Annotated in this window: 17 protein-coding genes and 1 pseudogene; 7 read left to right on the forward strand and 11 right to left on the reverse strand. The window is 63.9% G+C overall.

The window, feature by feature from the left end; all coding sequences use genetic code 11:
- The first annotated feature begins 92 nt into the window (after positions 1-92).
- A pseudogene (locus tag AC3WQS_RS14525) lies at positions 93-934 on the forward strand (cytochrome c oxidase assembly protein).
- Positions 935-945: 11 nt separating this feature from the next.
- On the opposite strand, the gene AC3WQS_RS14530 reads toward AC3WQS_RS14525, so the two are convergent.
- From AC3WQS_RS14530 to AC3WQS_RS14550, 5 genes are all read right to left on the reverse strand, one after another.
- Positions 946-1,491, reverse strand: a complete 546-nt coding sequence (locus AC3WQS_RS14530) for a ferritin (RefSeq protein ID WP_020905744.1) — start codon at positions 1,489-1,491, stop codon at positions 946-948.
- Positions 1,492-1,528: 37 nt separating this feature from the next.
- Positions 1,529-1,999 (reverse strand): hypothetical protein, encoded by a 471-nt coding sequence (locus tag AC3WQS_RS14535; RefSeq protein ID WP_141487982.1) that lies wholly within the window; start codon positions 1,997-1,999, stop codon positions 1,529-1,531.
- A gap of 99 nt (positions 2,000-2,098) precedes the next feature.
- The gene (locus AC3WQS_RS14540) at positions 2,099-3,334 is read right to left on the reverse strand and encodes an LCP family glycopolymer transferase (RefSeq protein WP_020968096.1); all 1,236 of its coding nucleotides are present in this window, start codon (positions 3,332-3,334) and stop codon (positions 2,099-2,101) included.
- Between the two features lie 148 nt (positions 3,335-3,482).
- Complete coding sequence (locus AC3WQS_RS14545) at positions 3,483-4,304, reverse strand: CPBP family intramembrane glutamic endopeptidase (RefSeq protein WP_492713136.1); 822 nt, start codon at positions 4,302-4,304, stop codon at positions 3,483-3,485.
- Positions 4,305-4,314: 10 nt separating this feature from the next.
- Entirely contained in the window at positions 4,315-5,094 is a 780-nt protein-coding gene (locus AC3WQS_RS14550; protein ID WP_019746383.1) for a DUF2470 domain-containing protein, read from the reverse strand.
- Between the two features lie 139 nt (positions 5,095-5,233).
- Between AC3WQS_RS14550 and AC3WQS_RS14555 the strand changes: the two genes are divergently transcribed.
- From AC3WQS_RS14555 to AC3WQS_RS14565, 3 genes are read left to right on the forward strand one after another with little or no spacing between them, the layout of a single operon-like run.
- Positions 5,234-5,872 (forward strand): hypothetical protein, encoded by a 639-nt coding sequence (locus tag AC3WQS_RS14555; protein WP_182262335.1) that lies wholly within the window; start codon positions 5,234-5,236, stop codon positions 5,870-5,872.
- Between the two features lie 13 nt (positions 5,873-5,885).
- Positions 5,886-6,818: a prephenate dehydratase gene (gene pheA / locus AC3WQS_RS14560; RefSeq protein ID WP_031332654.1), complete on the forward strand. Its 933-nt coding sequence runs from the start codon at positions 5,886-5,888 to the stop codon at positions 6,816-6,818.
- On the forward strand, positions 6,815-7,483 hold the full coding sequence (locus AC3WQS_RS14565; RefSeq protein WP_021342432.1) for a histidine phosphatase family protein: 669 nt from the start codon (positions 6,815-6,817) through the stop codon (positions 7,481-7,483). The genes pheA and AC3WQS_RS14565 overlap by 4 nt, the downstream gene beginning before the upstream one ends.
- Before the next feature lie 9 nt (positions 7,484-7,492).
- Here AC3WQS_RS14565 and AC3WQS_RS14570 read toward each other — a convergent pair whose 3' ends face one another.
- The 6 genes from AC3WQS_RS14570 to AC3WQS_RS14595 form a co-directional block, all read right to left on the reverse strand.
- Positions 7,493-9,595, reverse strand: a complete 2,103-nt coding sequence (locus AC3WQS_RS14570) for an acyltransferase family protein (RefSeq protein ID WP_029254190.1) — start codon at positions 9,593-9,595, stop codon at positions 7,493-7,495.
- A 40-nt stretch (positions 9,596-9,635) separates the two neighbouring features.
- A complete protein-coding gene (locus AC3WQS_RS14575) occupies positions 9,636-10,388 on the reverse strand; it encodes an ESX secretion-associated protein EspG (RefSeq protein ID WP_492713135.1) in 753 nt (250 codons plus the stop codon).
- Between the two features lie 65 nt (positions 10,389-10,453).
- A complete protein-coding gene (locus AC3WQS_RS14580) occupies positions 10,454-11,722 on the reverse strand; it encodes a PPE domain-containing protein (RefSeq protein WP_408988817.1) in 1,269 nt (422 codons plus the stop codon).
- Between the two features lie 68 nt (positions 11,723-11,790).
- Positions 11,791-12,090 carry a PE family protein gene (locus AC3WQS_RS14585; protein WP_446837236.1) on the reverse strand — a complete coding sequence of 100 codons (300 nt, stop codon included), beginning with the start codon at positions 12,088-12,090 and terminating at the stop codon, positions 11,791-11,793.
- A 133-nt stretch (positions 12,091-12,223) separates the two neighbouring features.
- Complete coding sequence (locus AC3WQS_RS14590) at positions 12,224-12,574, reverse strand: metallopeptidase family protein (protein ID WP_007736028.1); 351 nt, start codon at positions 12,572-12,574, stop codon at positions 12,224-12,226.
- A 3-nt stretch (positions 12,575-12,577) separates the two neighbouring features.
- Positions 12,578-13,684, reverse strand: coding sequence for a septum formation family protein (locus AC3WQS_RS14595; RefSeq protein ID WP_019746391.1), 1,107 nt, complete (start codon positions 13,682-13,684; stop codon positions 12,578-12,580).
- Positions 13,685-13,754: 70 nt separating this feature from the next.
- Here AC3WQS_RS14595 and AC3WQS_RS14600 point away from each other — a divergent pair, with 70 nt between their 5' ends.
- The 3 genes from AC3WQS_RS14600 to AC3WQS_RS14610 form a co-directional block, all read left to right on the forward strand.
- The gene (locus tag AC3WQS_RS14600) at positions 13,755-14,150 is read left to right on the forward strand and encodes an ankyrin repeat domain-containing protein (RefSeq protein ID WP_003945404.1); all 396 of its coding nucleotides are present in this window, start codon (positions 13,755-13,757) and stop codon (positions 14,148-14,150) included.
- A gap of 65 nt (positions 14,151-14,215) precedes the next feature.
- Positions 14,216-15,469, forward strand: coding sequence for a serine--tRNA ligase (gene serS / locus AC3WQS_RS14605; RefSeq protein WP_003945400.1), 1,254 nt, complete (start codon positions 14,216-14,218; stop codon positions 15,467-15,469).
- Positions 15,470-15,833: 364 nt separating this feature from the next.
- The coding region (locus tag AC3WQS_RS14610) for an Ig-like domain-containing protein (RefSeq protein ID WP_492713134.1) at positions 15,834-16,835 on the forward strand (1,002 nt) is incomplete at its 3' end.

Raw genomic sequence — 16,835 nt, forward strand, 5'->3', positions numbered from 1 at the left:
TCGAATACTTAAATACTATCCAACATAGTATTTAGGTGTAGAGTCGACGGTACCCGAAAGGATTCGAAGGAGGGTTCGCCCGTGAATCGGAGGTGAACGGTCTGGCGCCGCCGTCGATCGGACAGATGTTGACCTGGGACTTCTCGTCCCTGTCGCCTATTGTTCTGCTGGGAGCTGTTCTGGCGCTTTGGTATTGGTGGTCAATGCACCGTGTGCGTGCGCGGGGACGGCTATGGCCCTGGTATCGAACTGCGTGTTTTCTGGCCGGATGCTTGCTGTTGATCGCCGTGACCGGTTCGAAGGTCGAAAGTTACGGGAACGAACTCTTCAGTGTCTGGATGTTCCAGCATTTGACGCTCTCGATGGCGATCCCGCCGCTGTGGGTGCTGGGCTCGCCAGGACTGCTGCTACTGCGTTCGACGTCGCATCGAGGTCCCGGGAGAAATGTTCTGGCGCTTGCACTATCGGCATTGCGCAGCCGTCCGGCGGCGGTCACGTCTTTCTCGAAATCTTCTTTCTCGCCAGCGGTCTGCTCTTCATCATGCCCGTGCTCGCCACCGGACCACTGCCGGTGCGGCAAAGCTATCTCGGCCGGTGTTTCGACCTTTTCGTGGAGATGCCGCTGCACGTGTTCATCGGAGTCGTCCTCATGATGGCGACAAAGCCGCTGCTGACCACGTTCGTGAATCCGCCTCCCGAGTGGGGCGTGGACGTGATGCAGGACCAGCAGTTGGCCGGTGCCCTTGCGTGGTCGTACGGTGAGCCCGTCGCGCTGGTGGTGGTCGTGATCTTCGCGATGCGCTGGAACCGGGACGACAAACGGATGAATGCCGCCCAGGACCGCCGCGCCGAGATCGACGGCGACAGTGATCTGGAGGCATACAACAACTTCCTCAGATCACTGAGCGCCGCCGAGCGGCCGGAGACTCGGTAGGCCGGTGGCCCTCAGACGCCGCCGCCGGCGGGCGTGGGCGCCATTGCGTCGGCAGCTGCCGGTGTGTTCATCTCGCGTGCGACAAACGTTTCGAGGTGGAAGAGGTTGTCGCCGGCACGGTCGACGATGGTGAGAAGTGTTGTCATGCTTGCAACTTCCTCGACCTGCTCCTTGAGGAACCACTGCATGAACTGCTCGCCCAGGTAGTCGCCGGTATCGCGCGCGGTGCGTGCCAACTGCGTGATCTGCTCGGTGACCGTCTTCTCCTGCTCGAGTGCCAATTCGACCGGAGCCCGGACACTGTCGAACTTCGTCACGACGTCGTCGACACCCGGTACGTCCACGTCGAGGTCGTTGTCGAGCAGGTACTGGATCATCATCATCGCGTGACCGCGTTCCTCGGTGGCCTGGCTGTAGAAGCGCGCGGCCATCTGCGGAAGATCGTGTGCATCGAAGTACACCGCTACCGCGATGTACTGCTGCGATGCAGTGAACTCGTTACGGATCTGCTGACGCAGCAGAGTGGTGAATTCGCTCGAGTTCTTCGCCTGTGTCATCCCAACAGATTACTGGGTCGGCGGCACGGACAGGGAGCTACTTGTTGTCGAGCTGATCGATGATGAAGTCGAGAGTTTCCGGCCGGTATCCGTAGACGAACGAGTCCTTTTCGCCGACGTACCAGTCGCCGCACTGGAAAGAACTGCCCTTCTCGACCCCCGTCGGCCACCACTGTGCAGACAGCGATGCCGGACGAGTTTCGACGGTAGGTTGTGCGATGCAGCTGTTGTGATCTATCTCCGTGATGTTCGCAGTCATGCGCAGGATGCGTTCGTTGCCGGTGGTGCGGATGACCTCGTCGATACCCGTCGCGCCGGCGGGAACCCAACTCGGCAGTGTGTCGATTCCGTTGGATGCTTGTGCAAAAGAGAAGGTTTCGGTTTTCTTGTATGCCTTCGACTCGTCGAACTTGTCGAAGGTGCCCGAGCAGGACGTGGCCAGTAAAGCCGCTCCGGCCGAGGCGGCGATGACGGCGGCAGTGCGGAATCGGCGGTGTGCTGTGTTCATACCTTCACGGTATTTTTCCGCCGGCCGTTCCGCGTCCTGCCGGAAAGCGATTTGTTCGCTCGGCCTGTCCTCCCGGGGTACTACCGAAACTCAGGGCGATCACCCCGTGGTGATCAGATCCTGCGGAATCTGCTGATCGTTGGCCAGGGCGTCGAAGAACTGCGAAGCGCGTGCCTTGTCCCACAACAACACGTTGCCCGACCCGTCCACGTCCTCGAAACCGGCGACGGGAACCGTCGTGGTGGTCATCCCGCCGCGAAGCGCCCAGGCGAGTGAGGCCAGATTCCAGATGTGATCGCCCTCGTCGACCTGCAAAGACTTGGCCGTATCGGAGACGAGCGGCCACAACCGGAACGGATTGAGGAACGTACTCGGACTCGTCGCCTTCGACAGCAACGCCGACATGAACTGGCGCTGGTTGTTCATGCGGTCGAGGTCGGCGAGCGCGGTTGCTCGGGTCCGTACGAACCCGAGTGCATCCGAACCCTTCAAGTCCTGGCATCCGGCGGGGAGGTTGATTCCGGCCAGCGGATCGTCGATCGCCTGCGTCAGGCATACATTGACGCCACCGACGGCGTCGACGATGCCGGCGAACCCGCTGAATCCGATCTCGGCATAGTGGTCGATGCGAAGTCCGGTTGCCTCCTCGACGGTCTGCACCAGCAAGGGGGCACCACCGAAAGCGAAGGCGGCGTTGATCTTGTCCGAGCCGTAGCCGGGAATCGGAACGTACGAATCGCGGGGGATGCTGACCATCGTCGTCTTCCCGCTCTTGGGAACGTGGACCAAGATGACCGTGTCAGTGCGCTTGGGGCCGGTGTCACCACCTGTCGCAAGCGCTTGCTCCTGCTCGGGTGTGAGCCCCTCACGACTGTCGGAGCCGACGATCAGCCAGTTCGTGCCCGGAGTATCGGCGACGCGTCCCGCGTAGTCGGGCAGCGCGTCGATTCGATTGAGCGAACTGTCGACGTAATAGACCGCGCCGGCCAGCGCGAGCAGCAAGACCAACAACGTGATGCCGATACGTTTACCCCAGCTACGACGCTTGCGTGGGCGTCGCTGCTTCGGGGGTTCAGGAGGGCGAGGCGGGGCGTTCGGCGGGGTTCGGCGCGGCGGCGCGGGTGCGTACTTCGCCTGGCGTTGCGGATCCTGACGCGGCGGCCCCTGCCTGCGGGGGTCGTCCTGGAACGGCTGCGGGCGTTGGGTCGGCGCCCAGTCCTCACGCCTGGGTTGCTGCGGCGCTTCTGGTGGGACCTGTGACCAGGCCTGATTGGCCGGATTCTGCTGCGGTGGACGTCCGTCGCGGCGAATGACCGTCGGCCCTTCGGGCGGCATCGGTGGGCGCCGCTGCGGGGGTGGGCCCTGACGGGGTGGCATCGGTCCACGCGGGGGCGGCTGGCGCCGCGGAGGTGGCCCTGGCGGCTGGCGCCGCGGAGGGCGCTGAGGATATTCGGAGTCGCCGGTCACCAGTTCACGGTACCGGTCACGGCAGCCAGGAGACGTGATCGCGCAGGAGGGCGTAACCGATGAACGCCACCATGTCGATGAGCGCGTGGGCGATGATCAGCGGCCACAGCTTGCCGGTGCGCTGCCAGTATCGACCGAACACGAGCCCCATGATCACGTTTCCCACACCGCCGCCGAACCCTTGGTAGAGGTGATAACTACCGCGCAGGAGCGAGGACGCGAGCAGTGACTGGTTCTCACTCCAGCCGAGTGTCCGGAGGCGAGTGATCAGGTAGGCGACGACCAGTACCTCTTCGGCGCCCGAGTTCGCGATTGCGGACAGTACGAGGATCGGAACCCGCCACCAGTGGTCGTCGAGCGCGCTGGCCTGGACGGTGAGGTTGATGCTCAGTGCCTGAGCGACGAGGTAGAACAGGAGGCCGGGGAGGCCGATCACAGCGGCGAGGCCGAATCCCGGAGCGATGTCGCGCCCGAATCGAGGCTTGGGAGTCAGGCCCGCAGCACGCGGACCGATCCCCGAACGCCACAGTAGATAGAGTCCCAGCGCTGCCCACGCGAGAAGCTTTGCGACGCCCAGTAATTGGCGCGCCAGGTCGATCCAGTCGATGGCGGCCCGCGACGGGTTGAGTGCAACCGTCTGATCCGAGAGCGCAACCGGCGTCGCCAAGGATTCGGCGAGCGAAAGGATCCCGGACAATCCGCTGAGCCCGAAGGTGACCAGCAGAACGATAGTGATCTCGATCCGGATTCCGCGTCTGGCGGCGGGATCCAGTTCCGGGCCGGTTCGAACGGGAGACGGCGGCCGTAACCAGGTGTGGACGGTTTCGCGGGCATTCACCCGCGCAACGCTAGCCGTTTGCAGCGCCACCCGATCGGAGGCCGTTGAGGAAAGGGCACCCGACCAGCATTCGGATGGCGCGGCTCAGCGCGGGAGCGTCGTCGACGGGGTTGGCGAACGGCATCCACACGTCGCGGTCGCCGGTGTGATCCTCGACCCGCAGGCGCAGTCCGTAGCGGTCGATGCCGAGTGGGCGAACGCGTCCGGTGCGCATGTACGGGGGAAGCTTGCGCACGAGCAGGTCCACGAGATCGCGGTGGTCTTCGTCGAGATGCTGCAGCCACGCCGTCTCCATTTCCCAGAAGGGATCGGGGCTGGCGTTCAGTAGTTCGTCCACGGCGACGGGCTCTGCCCCCGTCGAGTCGGCGACAACGGCCGAGGCCAGGCTCAGGCGAAGGAGGACCGAGGTGTGGCCGATGTCGAGGAGCCCCGGATGGGGGTGTTCGGATGCGACGTCGTCGGCGAGAACGCGTGCCTCGTAGTCGGGCACGGCGTGTAACGAGCCGCGAAGCCACACGAGGGAGCGCACGGGCTCACGCAGACGCAGTGGTGCGTGATCGGTGATCTCGAGGACGGCAGGCAGTCCGCCGCCGCCGGAGTTCCAGGCCAGGGCCGCAGCTGCGGAGGCATGTGGGACTGCAACGACGACGTCACCGTTCGAACGCAGGTGATGCACCGACGTGACGGTGGGATCGCTGCCTTCGATGGCGAGAACTGCGTCCTGTGCGCGCACACAGGCGCTGCGGACGCGTTCGGCGGTGGACGGGCCGGTGCTGGTCTTCGTTGCCATGCTGCCCCCTTGGCGGGTGTTCTCTCGAACTCCATCGGATGATGAGGTAACCCTAACCTAAGGCGCTTCGGTGTGAATCGCAAGACTTTTGCGCAACTCGCGTGGAATCCGCCGCCTGCGCCGGGGTTACGGTTTGTCTGTGGCCATTCCTCTTTCACTCGGGCTGCCCGCCCCGAGAAACTCGCGCGGACTTCTCGAAGCACTCTTTCTCCCGGTCGTTCCGGCGTCGGCGCTGATCGGTGGCGAAGCAGCAGGCCGGGTTGTCGTCCGCCTCGATATCGATCCGGAAGAACTGCGCGCGGACACGGATGCGTCGTACGAGGCCGTCCGTTTCGACGTCGACGTCACCACCGACCAGATCGACGACGCGATCGCGCTACGTCTGCCCGCTCCGCTCGCGGTGTACGTCGACGGCGGCGAAGAGGATCTGACACCCGCCGAAGCGGCGCTGCGCCTGTGCGAAGGTGGACGGATCCCCGGACTCGCCGCCGGTCGTACGCCCACCGAAGTGGCTGATTTCCTGGCGGTACTCGCGCACGAGTCAGTCGGTTTCGTAGCCCGCGCAGCCGACGGCGACGAGGTGATCGCCCTACTGTGTGGCACCGTCGCTGCACTACGCGGCGACGACGTGCGCGCCGCGATAGTCGATCCGAAGCCCGAAAAACTCGCCGCGCTGATCCCGGAAGCCGCGTCCGCGATGCGCGAGGTGCTGCTCACGATCGAGGTCGCGGATCTGCCTGCGGTGGAAACGGCTCTGCGTGCCGCGGGTTTGCAGTGACCGGCGTGGGTCGATGCGTAATCTTTTAGGCGTGCCAAGAATCGCGTATTTCGGTCCGTCGGGAACCTTCACGGAGATAGCTCTCGCCCAGTTGGAGGCTGAGGGCGCGTTCGGCGAAACCGTCGAGCGAGTACCGGCCGGCAGTCCGCCGGCGACTCTCGACATGGTTCGCGACGGTTCCGTGGACGGGGCCGTAGTTCCCTTCGAGAACTCGGTGGAAGGCGGCGTAGCGCCGACGCTCGATTCACTCGCTCTCGGTTCGCCCCTGCAGATCGTTGCCGAAACCGATCTGGACGTGAGTTTCTCCATCCTGGTTCGGGCCGGGACGACCGCCGACCAGGTCCGCACGATCGGGGCCTATCCGCATGCGGGCGCACAGGTCCGCGGATGGATCGCCGAGAACCTGCCCCAGGCCGAGGTGGTGTTGGCCTCGTCCAACGCCGGTGCGGCGCTGGACGTGCAGGCTGGAACGGTCGACGCCGGTGTGTCCACGGCTTTGGCCGGTCAGATGCTCGGACTCGACAGCCTGGCGGACAACGTCGCCGATGTGGGCGGCGCCCGTACACGTTTCGTGCTGGTCACCAAGCCGGCTCCGGTTCCCGAACGGACCGGTGCCGATCGCACCGCGCTGGTGCTTCACCTCGACAACGCTCCAGGCTCCCTGGTGCGCGCACTCTCCGAATTCGCCGCTCGCGGTATCGATCTGACTCGGATCGAATCGCGTCCGATGCGAACGGAATTGGGTACGTACCGGTTCTTCGTGGACTGCGTCGGACACGTCGAGGACTCGCTGGTGGCCGAGGCGATGCGTGCACTGCATCGCAAATCCGGAGTCCGCTTCCTGGGGTCGTGGGCGACAGCGAATTCAACCGGGCCACAACCTCCTTCGGACGAAGAAGCGATTCGGTGGATGAACGAACTCAAGCATGGAGGGGGAGAACGATGACCGGAAGGCTCATCCTCGTTCGGCACGGTCAGACGGAGGCGAATGTCGCCAAACGTCTCGACACCGCTCTGCCCGGAGCAAAGCTCACGCCGGAAGGGTTGGCGCAGGCCGAGACGTTGGGCATCGGCCTGGCTTCGGCTCCTCCTCTGGCGCTCGTATCGTCCTTGGCTTTGCGTGCCCGGCAGACAGCAGGTTTTGTGGAGCAGGCCGCCGGTGTATCCCTGGATGTGCGGGACGGACTGCACGAGGTCCAGGCCGGTGACCTCGAGGATCGCACCGACGAGGCCGCGCACCGACTGTTCATGGAGACGTTCCATCACTGGCACACCGGCAACCTCGGCGCTCGCATTCCCGGCGGTGAAACGGGATACGACGTCCTGGAACGGTACGTCCCCGTCGTCAATGCGCTGCGCGAAGAATTTCTGGAAGGCTCACGAGACGGCGGCGACATCGTCGTGGTGAGTCATGGTGCTGCGATTCGTCTTGTCGCCGCCCAGCTTGCCGGTGTCCCCGGACTGTTCGCAGCCAACAACCACTTGGCCAACACCGAGACCGTCGAACTGTTGCCCTCAGCTGATGGCGGCTGGGAATGCCTATGCTGGGGAGCCGTCAACCCGCCGTTCGAGCACCGACTCATCCCCGGCGCCGACGACGTGATGGGCTGACGGACTGCTTCACCACCAACCGGTCTGGACGCTCAGTTGGCGCCCGAGTTCAGCGGAAAGTGTGCTCACGTAGCTGGCTGTCAGGTGGTGGGAATCGTGATACACCAACACATTTCCCTCCACGACGCGGCACAACTCCGGTCCGCACACACCGTCGCTGAGATCGAGTAGGCGGACGTTGGTCAGATCGGCAATTGCCGACGGCGCCGGATTGACGTCGCTGAGCATTTCGGACCGTGGCATCGCGCAGTGATCGGGTGACGTGGTTGTCGCCAGACAGTCGATCGCGCGGTAGGCGACGCCGTCGTGGTGCAGCCAGGGGGTATCGCGAATGGCGAGGACGTCGATACCGTCGCGCCCCAGTTCCTCCCATACGTGAACGTACGACTCGGGCGTCACGTCACCAGGGCCGTCGGAACTCGGCCTGGTTGCCGTCGTGAACACGAAATCGGGTGAGGCGTCGGCCAACTCGGTCAGCACTCCACGCGACCAGTCGACGCAATCCGGATAGTCGTTGTCCGACAACGTCTGCATGGAGTCGACGGTGAGCGGACAGCCCATCTTCAGATACGTGTCGACGCGGAACCCGTGACTCTTGCCGAGTTCGTCGAGCGCAGTGAGCCAGTGCTCGGAGTGCGAACCACCCGCGAGCGCGATGGTTCTGTCTGCGTCGGCGTCGCCGTAGGTGCAGTGGACGACGTCCCGCTCGAGAAAATCGGCGATACAGCCGTCGAGCGTACTGGCCGGAAGGTCCAGTGGCGCATCGAAGATCGAGGGAACCATCGACGCCTTGGGCACTTCGGCACCGTCGGTGAGCGCGAGTGCGCCGGGATGGGTCGGGAGGTCGAGGGTGTCGACCGCCCGCTGGCCCGTCGTCTGGCTGCTCGCGTACGACTGCCAGGCGACCGAAGCGGCGAGGACCGCGGCAGCGGTGACGACGCATGCCAGGACGGTGTACCGGCGCGAGCGGCCTCCGCGCTCCACCGGAACCTCGACCAGGCGCCGGAGTGCAAGCGCCCCCGCGACGGAGAGGGCGATGATCAGTGCCCCGCCGAGCAGGCCGGCTTCGGGGCGTCCGGTGATCACGAGTGCAAACACCAGAATCGGCCAGTGAATCAGGTACAGCGCGAATGCGAACGAGCCGAGCCACGTCAGTGCCGGATGGGCGAGCGTCTTCGACGTCCAAGGTGTGTCGTCGCCGACTCCGGACAGGATCAACGCAAGAGTGGCCAGCACCGGTACCAGCGCCCACGGGCCGGGGAACTGCTGGGCGCCGTCGAGCACTATGCCGCACAACAGGATCGACGAAAGCCCCGCCCAGCCGATCGTCGCTCTGACCGAGAACGGCAGGGATGCGATCTGCCGACTGCGCGTGCTGGTCATCAGAACGGCCAGCAGACCACCGAGGGCCAATTCCCACAACCTGGCGCCGGAGTCGTAGTACGCCCAGGCTTGGTGACGCGAAGATTTGGCGAGTGCGTAGAGAAAAGATCCTGCGGTCAGAACCAGAAGGGTGACCGCGAGTGACGGGCGGAAATAGTTGGGATTCACGCGTGAAGCCACATAAGCGATCACGGAGACGAGTGCGATGGCCAGGAGATAGAACTGACCTTGCACGGCCATCGACCACAGGTGCTGCAGGGGAGTGACCGAGCCGTCAGCGGCCAGGTAGTCGCTTGCGGTGCTGGCGAGCTGCCAGTTCTGGAAGAACCCGAGCACCGCGATCAGTTGATCACCCAGATCGGCCCAGCGTGTGCGTGGCAGCAGCAACGCGGTCCCCAGTGCGGTCAAAATGCTGACCACCGCGATCAGGGGGAACAGCCGCAGAAACACCCGCCGCAGTGCCGGGACCGGGTTGAGTGAACCCCCGGCTTCGGCGCGTCGAACCAGTGAGCCGACGAAGAAGTATCCGGACAGAACCAGGAAGACGTCCACCCCGCCCGATACCCGTCCGAACCACACGTGGAATACGACCACCAAACCGATGGCGAGGCCACGCAGTCCGTTCAGGTCTTGTCGGTGCGGTGTTGTTGCCCGTTCTTCGTTCGGCCGGTCGATCGTGGCGACCGAGCCTTGTTCGCCCGGTGACGACGGTTGACGCGAGAACTGCATGCTGAAGTAAGGCTCCGGGCGTTGAAGGGACGCCCCGAGGTTACCCGGAAGTCTCCGGCGTCGATTCCTCGAGTTCGGTTACCAGCGCGTTCACGGCTTGTCGCAGGCGATGGAGTGTTCCGGAACTGATGGACGTCCACTCGGTGCCGTCGGCAGCCCGAGTAGTCGAACCCACGAGCCGGCCGGCCAAGGTGTCGTACACAGTCACTGCGCCGGTCATGAGCGTCGTCGCTCCCAAACTGTGTGGTATTCCAACCAATTCGGCGAAGGCGGTGCATGTGACGATTGCGCTACCCAGTTGGCGCGCGTCGTCTTCGGGTATCCCGGCGTTGATCAAGGCCGAGGTCACGCTGTCTGCATCCGGGCCGGCGCCGAATGCCAGGCTGAGCATCTCGGTCGGTGCGTTGATCACGGCAATCGGCATTGCTTCGGCGCTGCCGAGCGCGGTGACGACGGGTGCAGCTGGTTCGGCGGTGACGCTGCACAATGCGAACGAAGAATCGGTTGAAGTTGCTTCGACACAAAGGAATTCGCCCTGTGCGACGCAGAGGCGTGAAATCCTTCCACCGACATGCCGACGCAGCGCCAACTCCCACTTGGGGTGGGTCAGGACGCGTAGGCGGGCGCTGAGTTCGTGATGGATCTCCCCGCCGGGGAGGAGATCGCGCTCGGAGAGTGAATCTGCCGCGGACTGCATCGCCATACGGTGAGCGCTCGCACTGGCGTGAACCGTCGCACCACCGAGAACCACGGGAAGCGCATCGAGCCCGAGTCGCTCACGTACATAGTCCATTTCGTCCTGTGAGAGGGCGGCGACAGGCAAATTCCACCCATCAGGTGAGGTGCCGAGGTCCACCATCAACGCTCTGCAGTTTCGAGTGCGCCACCGATCACGGACGGGATGACTGTTCGGCCGTCGGCGAAGTGCTCGAAGTGCTTCAGATAATCAGGTGTGTCGTGCTCGGTCTCGTCTTCAGATTGGGCCGCATGACGGCCGCCGGCGATCGGCGCAGATCCGCCCGCGGTTCGGGACGGATCCACTTTGACGGTATCGACGGTGCCCTGAACCGGCGAGGTCACGGGGTTCTGGCGCGCGGCGCTCTGGCCGGTGGAGGGATCCGGAAGAGCGTGCCGGCCGGTGCTGCTGCTCGACGACGAGCCCGCGAATGCTCCGGCTCCGGTGGTCGCGGAAGCTGCGCTGACCTGTGCCGTTGCCCGACTCGCCGAGGGGGTGCCGAACAGTGATGGTGTGGAAGCGCCGAGTCTCGCGCCGCCGAGTCCTGCGCCACCGAGCCCTGCGCCGCCCAGTCCGGTGAGTCCTGCTCCGGCCGTCGCGAGAGTTGATGCGGCAGTGGTGGCGCCCGTGACGGCGGTGGTCGCGGCACTGACGGCGGCCGACGCTCCACCGGAGATGGCACCGGCCTGTGAGGCAGCGGCGGCAAATACCGGGTTGGAAACTACGGATGCGACAGCAGCGGTTGCGGCGCGCACGGGATCCGCGATTACGTCAGCGAGCGTTGATGCCGCTTGCGCGACGGACTGTCGTGCGGCGTTGCCTGGGCTTTCGGCCGAAGCGGATGCCCCAGCTGTGGGTTCCGCGATGGACGGTGGTGAATCGAAGTTCTGCTGCACGGCCAGATGCGTCGTTGCGGCGTCGTACGTTTCCATCGTCACCGCCGCTCGAATTTTGAGTGCTTCTTCGGCAGCCTCGGCGGCAGCAGCCCCGCCGACCAGGGCCCCGCCGATGGAGTACGCGGCGACCTTGGCCGCTTGAACCGCCGCGATCTCCGCCAGGGACGGCATGGCCAGGGTGGCGACGGTGTAGGAACCGGACTGCACTTGGGCTTTACCAGCGGTTTCTCCCGCGAGCAGCGCGGCCGCGGCAGCCCATTCCTGGAACGGTGCGAACTTGCTCAACGCGGCATCCGCGGCTTCTCCTGACCACCCGGTGCGAAGGTCCGCCATCACGCGAGAGATGGACGCAGCGGTGTCGGTCAGTCCGGACGACACGGTGGACCAGGCCCCGGCCGCCACACCGAGAGGGACCGGCCCGGCCCCGGCGACCAGTGCTGCAGAGTTGGGTGCTGCGCCCCGTGGATACCAGATGACGCCGGTGATGCCGACCATTGTTCTTCCCCCCAGGAAGTGTGACTGTGTTGCCGAGTTGCCGAGTTACCGAATTCGATTTCTGTCGATCAGATCGGTGCGGCTGCCAGGCTGGACTTGGTGAGCTGGTCTTCGAGCTCGTAGGCAGCTGCATTCTTGCGCAGAGCTGCCGCAGCCGCGGTGAGCTCCTCGATTGCCCGATCGGTGGACGAGGCAAGGCTGTCCGAGATGGTGTTGAAGTAATTTGCCGCGGTACCGGACACTTCCTCGGATCCGGCTGGGAGAACGCGTAGCGTCGGCTGCGCAGTAGAGACGATTCCGCGCAATCGCGTCGCCGCAGACTCGAGTTCCATTGCGGCGGCAACTAGGGCTTGAGGGTCGACGTACATAGTGCCGAACTCCTTCCTGACCAGGGCGGATAAGTGGCCGGGAGGTCGTGCACACAGCCGTAGAAATCCCCCCGCACATAGTTTGATGCATACCGGCCGCTTTTGGTTCCCCCGGAATCGGACGACTTTGCCCTCAGCCCCAGCCGAGTTCGTGCAATCTGTCTTCTTCGATGCCGAAGTAGTGCGCGATCTCGTGGATGACGGTCACGGCAACCTCGTGAACAACCTCGTCCTCGGATGCACAGATGTCGAGTATCGAATCGCGGAAAATAGTGACCGTGTCCGGCAGGTACCCACCGTAATGAGAATCCCGCTCGGTCAGAGCGACGCCCTGATACAAACCGAGCAGCCCCGGTTCTTCCTCGTCACGTGCTTCGACAAGCACCACGACGTTGTCGATCGCCTTGGCAAGTTCGGGCGGAATCAGATCGAGCGCCTCGCCGACCAGTTCCTCGAACCGGTCGGGCGTCATAGTCACCGTCATGGCTTACGACGGCGGAGCTGCGCCGGGCAACGGCGTCGGCAGCGACCGACCTTCCGGTGCAGCGGGTGGCGGGACCGGAGCGGCGCCGTTGATCAGGATTTCGCCCTTGGCGCTTCCGGTGATCGCGGCAAACCCACCGGTTTCGACCTCTTTGCCGATCGAACAATTGACTCGGCGGCTACCGGCCAACCAGCTTTCCAGTGAAATGTTGTCCCAGAACAGCGTCAGTGTCTTGTCGCGAAGCGCGTCTGCGGAACCAAGGTACTCGTTGGACGCCTGAGTGCAGACGCCCTCGAGGTAACGGTCCTGATCTTCGACAGACGGCATTGCGCCCGGGAATTGAGTGCCGAGGTCGATCACCGAAATAACCTCGTATGCATGCGGTTTCGCGCAATCGACCGGATCGGTCGGGAGGTTCTGGTTGATGCCGATGCACGTGCCGACGTCCCACACGTTCGACTGGTCCTGGTCCGCCACGCGGCCCACGAACGGTTGCAGTTCGCCGGTCGTGGTCGAGAACTGCAAGCCGCAACGCAGTGCGCGCTCGCCCGAAGCCCAACCCGATTCGCTCGGGAACATCAGGCCGACGCTGAACTTGCCCTTGGGATCGAACTTCGAATCGAGGTAGGACATGACGATGGGTGTGCAGTGCTCGTCGCGGAGTTCGGCGAATCGAAGGGCGCCCGGGTACCGGGAGCCGGGGCCGAACTCGGCGCCGGGGAACACCGACAGGTCGAGTGGTCCGGCAACCTCGAAGCGGTGTTCAGTTCCGCACTGAACCTTTGACATGTCCGTGCGGTCTCCGCCCGACTCGGTCGCAGGCGTCCAGTTGAGGCAGTCGCCGGCGGCCGCCGCGGTGAAGGCGTCGTCGCGAGTAGATCCCGTCGCTGCTGGACCGCCACCACTGACGCTGACCGAGGACGAGTCGTCCTTGTTCAATCCACCGGAAATCGCGATCGTTGCGATCGCGGCGACCACCGCACCTACCGCCACGGCAGCCAGGACCCGACGGGTGCGACTCGCTGAGACAGTTTTCTTCGCCGGCGTCCCCTGGGGATCTGCCGGATCTGGCGACTTCTCGATCTTGTCTTCGGACATCGATTCCATCATGCCTGTTGCCGTGGCGATATCGAACCTTCACTACAAAACTCACAAACGCGTCTGTGAGTATTTTGTAGTCATGAGCGAAAACACCCCACTCGATCCCGAGGCTGTCGAGCTGGCGGGCCGGCTCTTCGACATGGCACGAACCGGCGACGCGGCCGGGCTGGCGTCGTACGTCGATGCTGGAGTTCCCGTCAATCTGACCAACGAGAGTGGCGACACGCTCGTCATGTTGGCGGCGTATCACGGTCACGCTGACGCCGTCGTTGCCTTGATCGAGCGCGGCGCCGACGTCAACCGGCCCAACGACAAGAACCAGACACCCCTCGCCGGAGCCGTCTTCAAGGGCGAGGATGCGGTGGTGAAAGCGCTGGTGAGCGGGGGAGCCGACCCGAAAGGTGGACACCCGACTGCCGTCGACGCGGCTCGGATGTTCGGACGCGAGGACTACCTGAGTCTGCTCGAATCGTGATCTCCCCCTCTCCGACGTGGACGTGACCGTCGGCGAGCTGCGGTGAGTGGGTAAAGTTCGAAGTCGTGATTGACCTCAAGTTTCTCCGTGAGAACCCCGAAATCGTCCGCGAGTCGCAGCGCACCCGTGGAGAAGATCCAGGACTGGTCGACGCTCTGCTCGAAGCCGACGCGTCCCGACGCGCTGCCGTTCTGACCGGAGACAACCTCCGCGCAGAGCAGAAGGCCTTCGGCAAGAAGGTCGGACAGGCATCTCCGGAGGAGCGTCCCGCGCTGCTCGAGGGTTCCAAGGAACTGGCGGCCAAGGTCAAGGAAGCCGAGGCCGCGCAGCACGAGGCGCAGGCCGCGCTCGACTCCGCACACCGCGCGATTTCCAACGTCGTACAAGAAGGTGCGCCGGCCGGCGGCGAGGACGATTACATCGTGCTCGAACACGTCGGTGAGATTCCGAAGTTCGACTTCGAGCCGAAGGATCACCTCGAGCTGGGTGAGTCGCTCGGCCTGATCGACATGGAACGCGGCGCCAAGGTTTCGGGTTCGCGCTTCTACTTCATGACCGGCTACGGAGCCATGCTCCAGCTCGGACTGCTGCAGTTGGCTGCGCAGAAGGCGATCGCCAACGGATTCACGATGATGATTCCGCCGGTGCTCGTACGCCCGGAAATCATGGCGGGTACCGGCTTCCTCGGTGCTCACTCGGACGAGATCTACCACTTGCAGGATGACGACCTGTACCTCGTCGGAACTTCCGAGGTACCCATGGCCGGCTACCACTCGGGCGAGATCCTCGAACTGAACGAAGGCCCTAAGCGCTACGCCGGTTGGTCGTCGTGCTTCCGCCGCGAGGCCGGAAGCTACGGCAAGGACACCCGCGGCATCATCCGTGTCCATCAGTTCGACAAGGTCGAGATGTTCACGTACTGCCGTCCCGAGGATGCCGACGCCGAACACCAGCGTCTCCTCGGCTGGGAGCGAGACATGTTGGCGGCCATCGACGTTCCTTACCGCGTGATCGACGTCGCCGGCGGAGATCTCGGTTCTTCGGCTGCGCGTAAATTCGACTGCGAGGCATGGGTTCCGACGCAGGGCACCTACCGCGAGCTGACATCGACGTCCAACTGCACGACTTTCCAGGCCCGCCGCCTCGGAGTTCGGTACCGCGACGAGAACGGCAAGCCGCAGACGGCTGCCACTCTCAACGGCACCCTGGCAACGACGCGCTGGATCGTGTCGATTCTCGAGAATCATCAGCAGGCCGACGGCTCGGTGCGAGTGCCCGAGGCATTGGTGCCGTTTGTCGGCACGGATGTGCTTCGCTGACACGCTGAACCAACACCATCAGGGCCGCGACGGACTCCGTCGCGGCCCTGATTCGTACTTTCGTACTGGTAGGTTTGGAACTTTTTCTGAACTGGCGGAATATCAAATTTTTCCCGCCGATTGACGAGTTGACCGCCAAAAGCGTTGTCGATAGACCGCTTTGGCGTTAGTTTTGCGTTCAATCGGGCTTCCATACCCTGCTTTTCCATCCCCCGTCAGGTGATGTGAGGGTGAGTCCGGGGTGAATTGGACAAGTGTCTTGCCAAAAGTAGTACGCGTACTAGTTTTTTCGTTATGTTGTGACGGCGCGCACACGTTTTGTCCGAATCCACTGCTTATGTTTGCCCTTCCGAAGGAAGTGCCCATGCCCCAAATCTCTCAGTTGCGGCGATTCGCCGTGCCCATAACCGGAACCGCCATGGTCGCGGGGATGCTGCTGATCGGCACGCCCGCATCCGCCGCGATCTCGACCACCGGTTTCAAAACAGCGTGTGTCGCAGGCTCCATCATCGGAGACGTCCACAAGGTCACCGACAACCTCATCACGGTCGACGCACCCGCTTCTGTCCAACCCGGCGAGACTTTCACCTACCGAATTCAGCCGAGCGGAACGTCGTATCCGGACAAGGATTCCGGCGCGACGACTACGAACCTGTCACGTCTCAAGGTCGACTACGCAATCCCGGCCAACGCGACGTTCGTTTCCGCAGCCGTCGTCGCGGGCACCTCGGTCGGACTCGACAGCGTCGCACCGAACGTTCTCAGGGTCAACGACTCTGGCAACGTCGACGGTAGCGGCGGGATCCTTCGGCTGTCCGGAAACAACCAGGTGATCGGCAACAGTCCGACGACGAGTACCAACTCGGAGGGAGGTATTCGAGTACCGAAGTCCAAGAAGAACCTCGATGGCTCGACAAACGGCAACGGAGACACCTGGTTCCGGCTTCCCGCAGTCGACGTGACAATGGTCGCTGGTGCGACGGGAGTGATCCAACCGAAGGTGAGGACCGCGGGTACGGCCGGCAACCTCGGTGCCAGCGAAAACTTCAGCACTCAGCTCGCAAAGGCGAGTTTCCTTGGTACACAGTGGGCGCCGACCCGTTGCTCGCCCCGCGAGAACAAGGACACCACACCGCTCAATGCCGGCGCGGGTCCGCTTGCGACAATTAGCATTGCTTCGGCTCCGGTGGATGTGGAGACGACGACGTCGCTCTCGGTTCCGGCTACGGCGATCACGGGCAGCGCGGTTGATCTGACCGCGACCGTGGCTCCGAACAATGCTGTGGGTACGGTGCAGTTCAAGTCGAATGGCACGGCGATCGGTTCCCCGGTGGCAGTCTCCGCGGGTGTTGCGACGCTGTCGCAC

This window comes from Rhodococcus sp. FW305-130 (assembly GCF_058788335.1).

Coding starts and splice junctions, on each gene's coding strand:
- AC3WQS_RS14600 (WP_003945404.1), top strand. CDS start 13,755: ATGAGCGAAAACACCCCACTCGATCCCGAGGCTGTCGAGCTGGCGGGC.
- AC3WQS_RS14585 (WP_446837236.1), bottom strand. CDS start 12,090: ATGTACGTCGACCCTCAAGCCCTAGTTGCCGCCGCAATGGAACTCGAG.
- AC3WQS_RS14565 (WP_021342432.1), top strand. CDS start 6,815: ATGACCGGAAGGCTCATCCTCGTTCGGCACGGTCAGACGGAGGCGAAT.
- AC3WQS_RS14550 (WP_019746383.1), bottom strand. CDS start 5,094: ATGGCAACGAAGACCAGCACCGGCCCGTCCACCGCCGAACGCGTCCGC.
- AC3WQS_RS14535 (WP_141487982.1), bottom strand. CDS start 1,999: ATGAACACAGCACACCGCCGATTCCGCACTGCCGCCGTCATCGCCGCC.
- AC3WQS_RS14540 (WP_020968096.1), bottom strand. CDS start 3,334: ATGCCGCCCGAAGGGCCGACGGTCATTCGCCGCGACGGACGTCCACCG.
- AC3WQS_RS14580 (WP_408988817.1), bottom strand. CDS start 11,722: ATGGTCGGCATCACCGGCGTCATCTGGTATCCACGGGGCGCAGCACCC.
- AC3WQS_RS14570 (WP_029254190.1), bottom strand. CDS start 9,595: ATGCAGTTCTCGCGTCAACCGTCGTCACCGGGCGAACAAGGCTCGGTC.
- AC3WQS_RS14595 (WP_019746391.1), bottom strand. CDS start 13,684: ATGATGGAATCGATGTCCGAAGACAAGATCGAGAAGTCGCCAGATCCG.
- AC3WQS_RS14590 (WP_007736028.1), bottom strand. CDS start 12,574: ATGACGGTGACTATGACGCCCGACCGGTTCGAGGAACTGGTCGGCGAG.
- AC3WQS_RS14530 (WP_020905744.1), bottom strand. CDS start 1,491: ATGACACAGGCGAAGAACTCGAGCGAATTCACCACTCTGCTGCGTCAG.
- pheA (WP_031332654.1), top strand. CDS start 5,886: ATGCGTAATCTTTTAGGCGTGCCAAGAATCGCGTATTTCGGTCCGTCG.
- AC3WQS_RS14575 (WP_492713135.1), bottom strand. CDS start 10,388: ATGGACTATGTACGTGAGCGACTCGGGCTCGATGCGCTTCCCGTGGTT.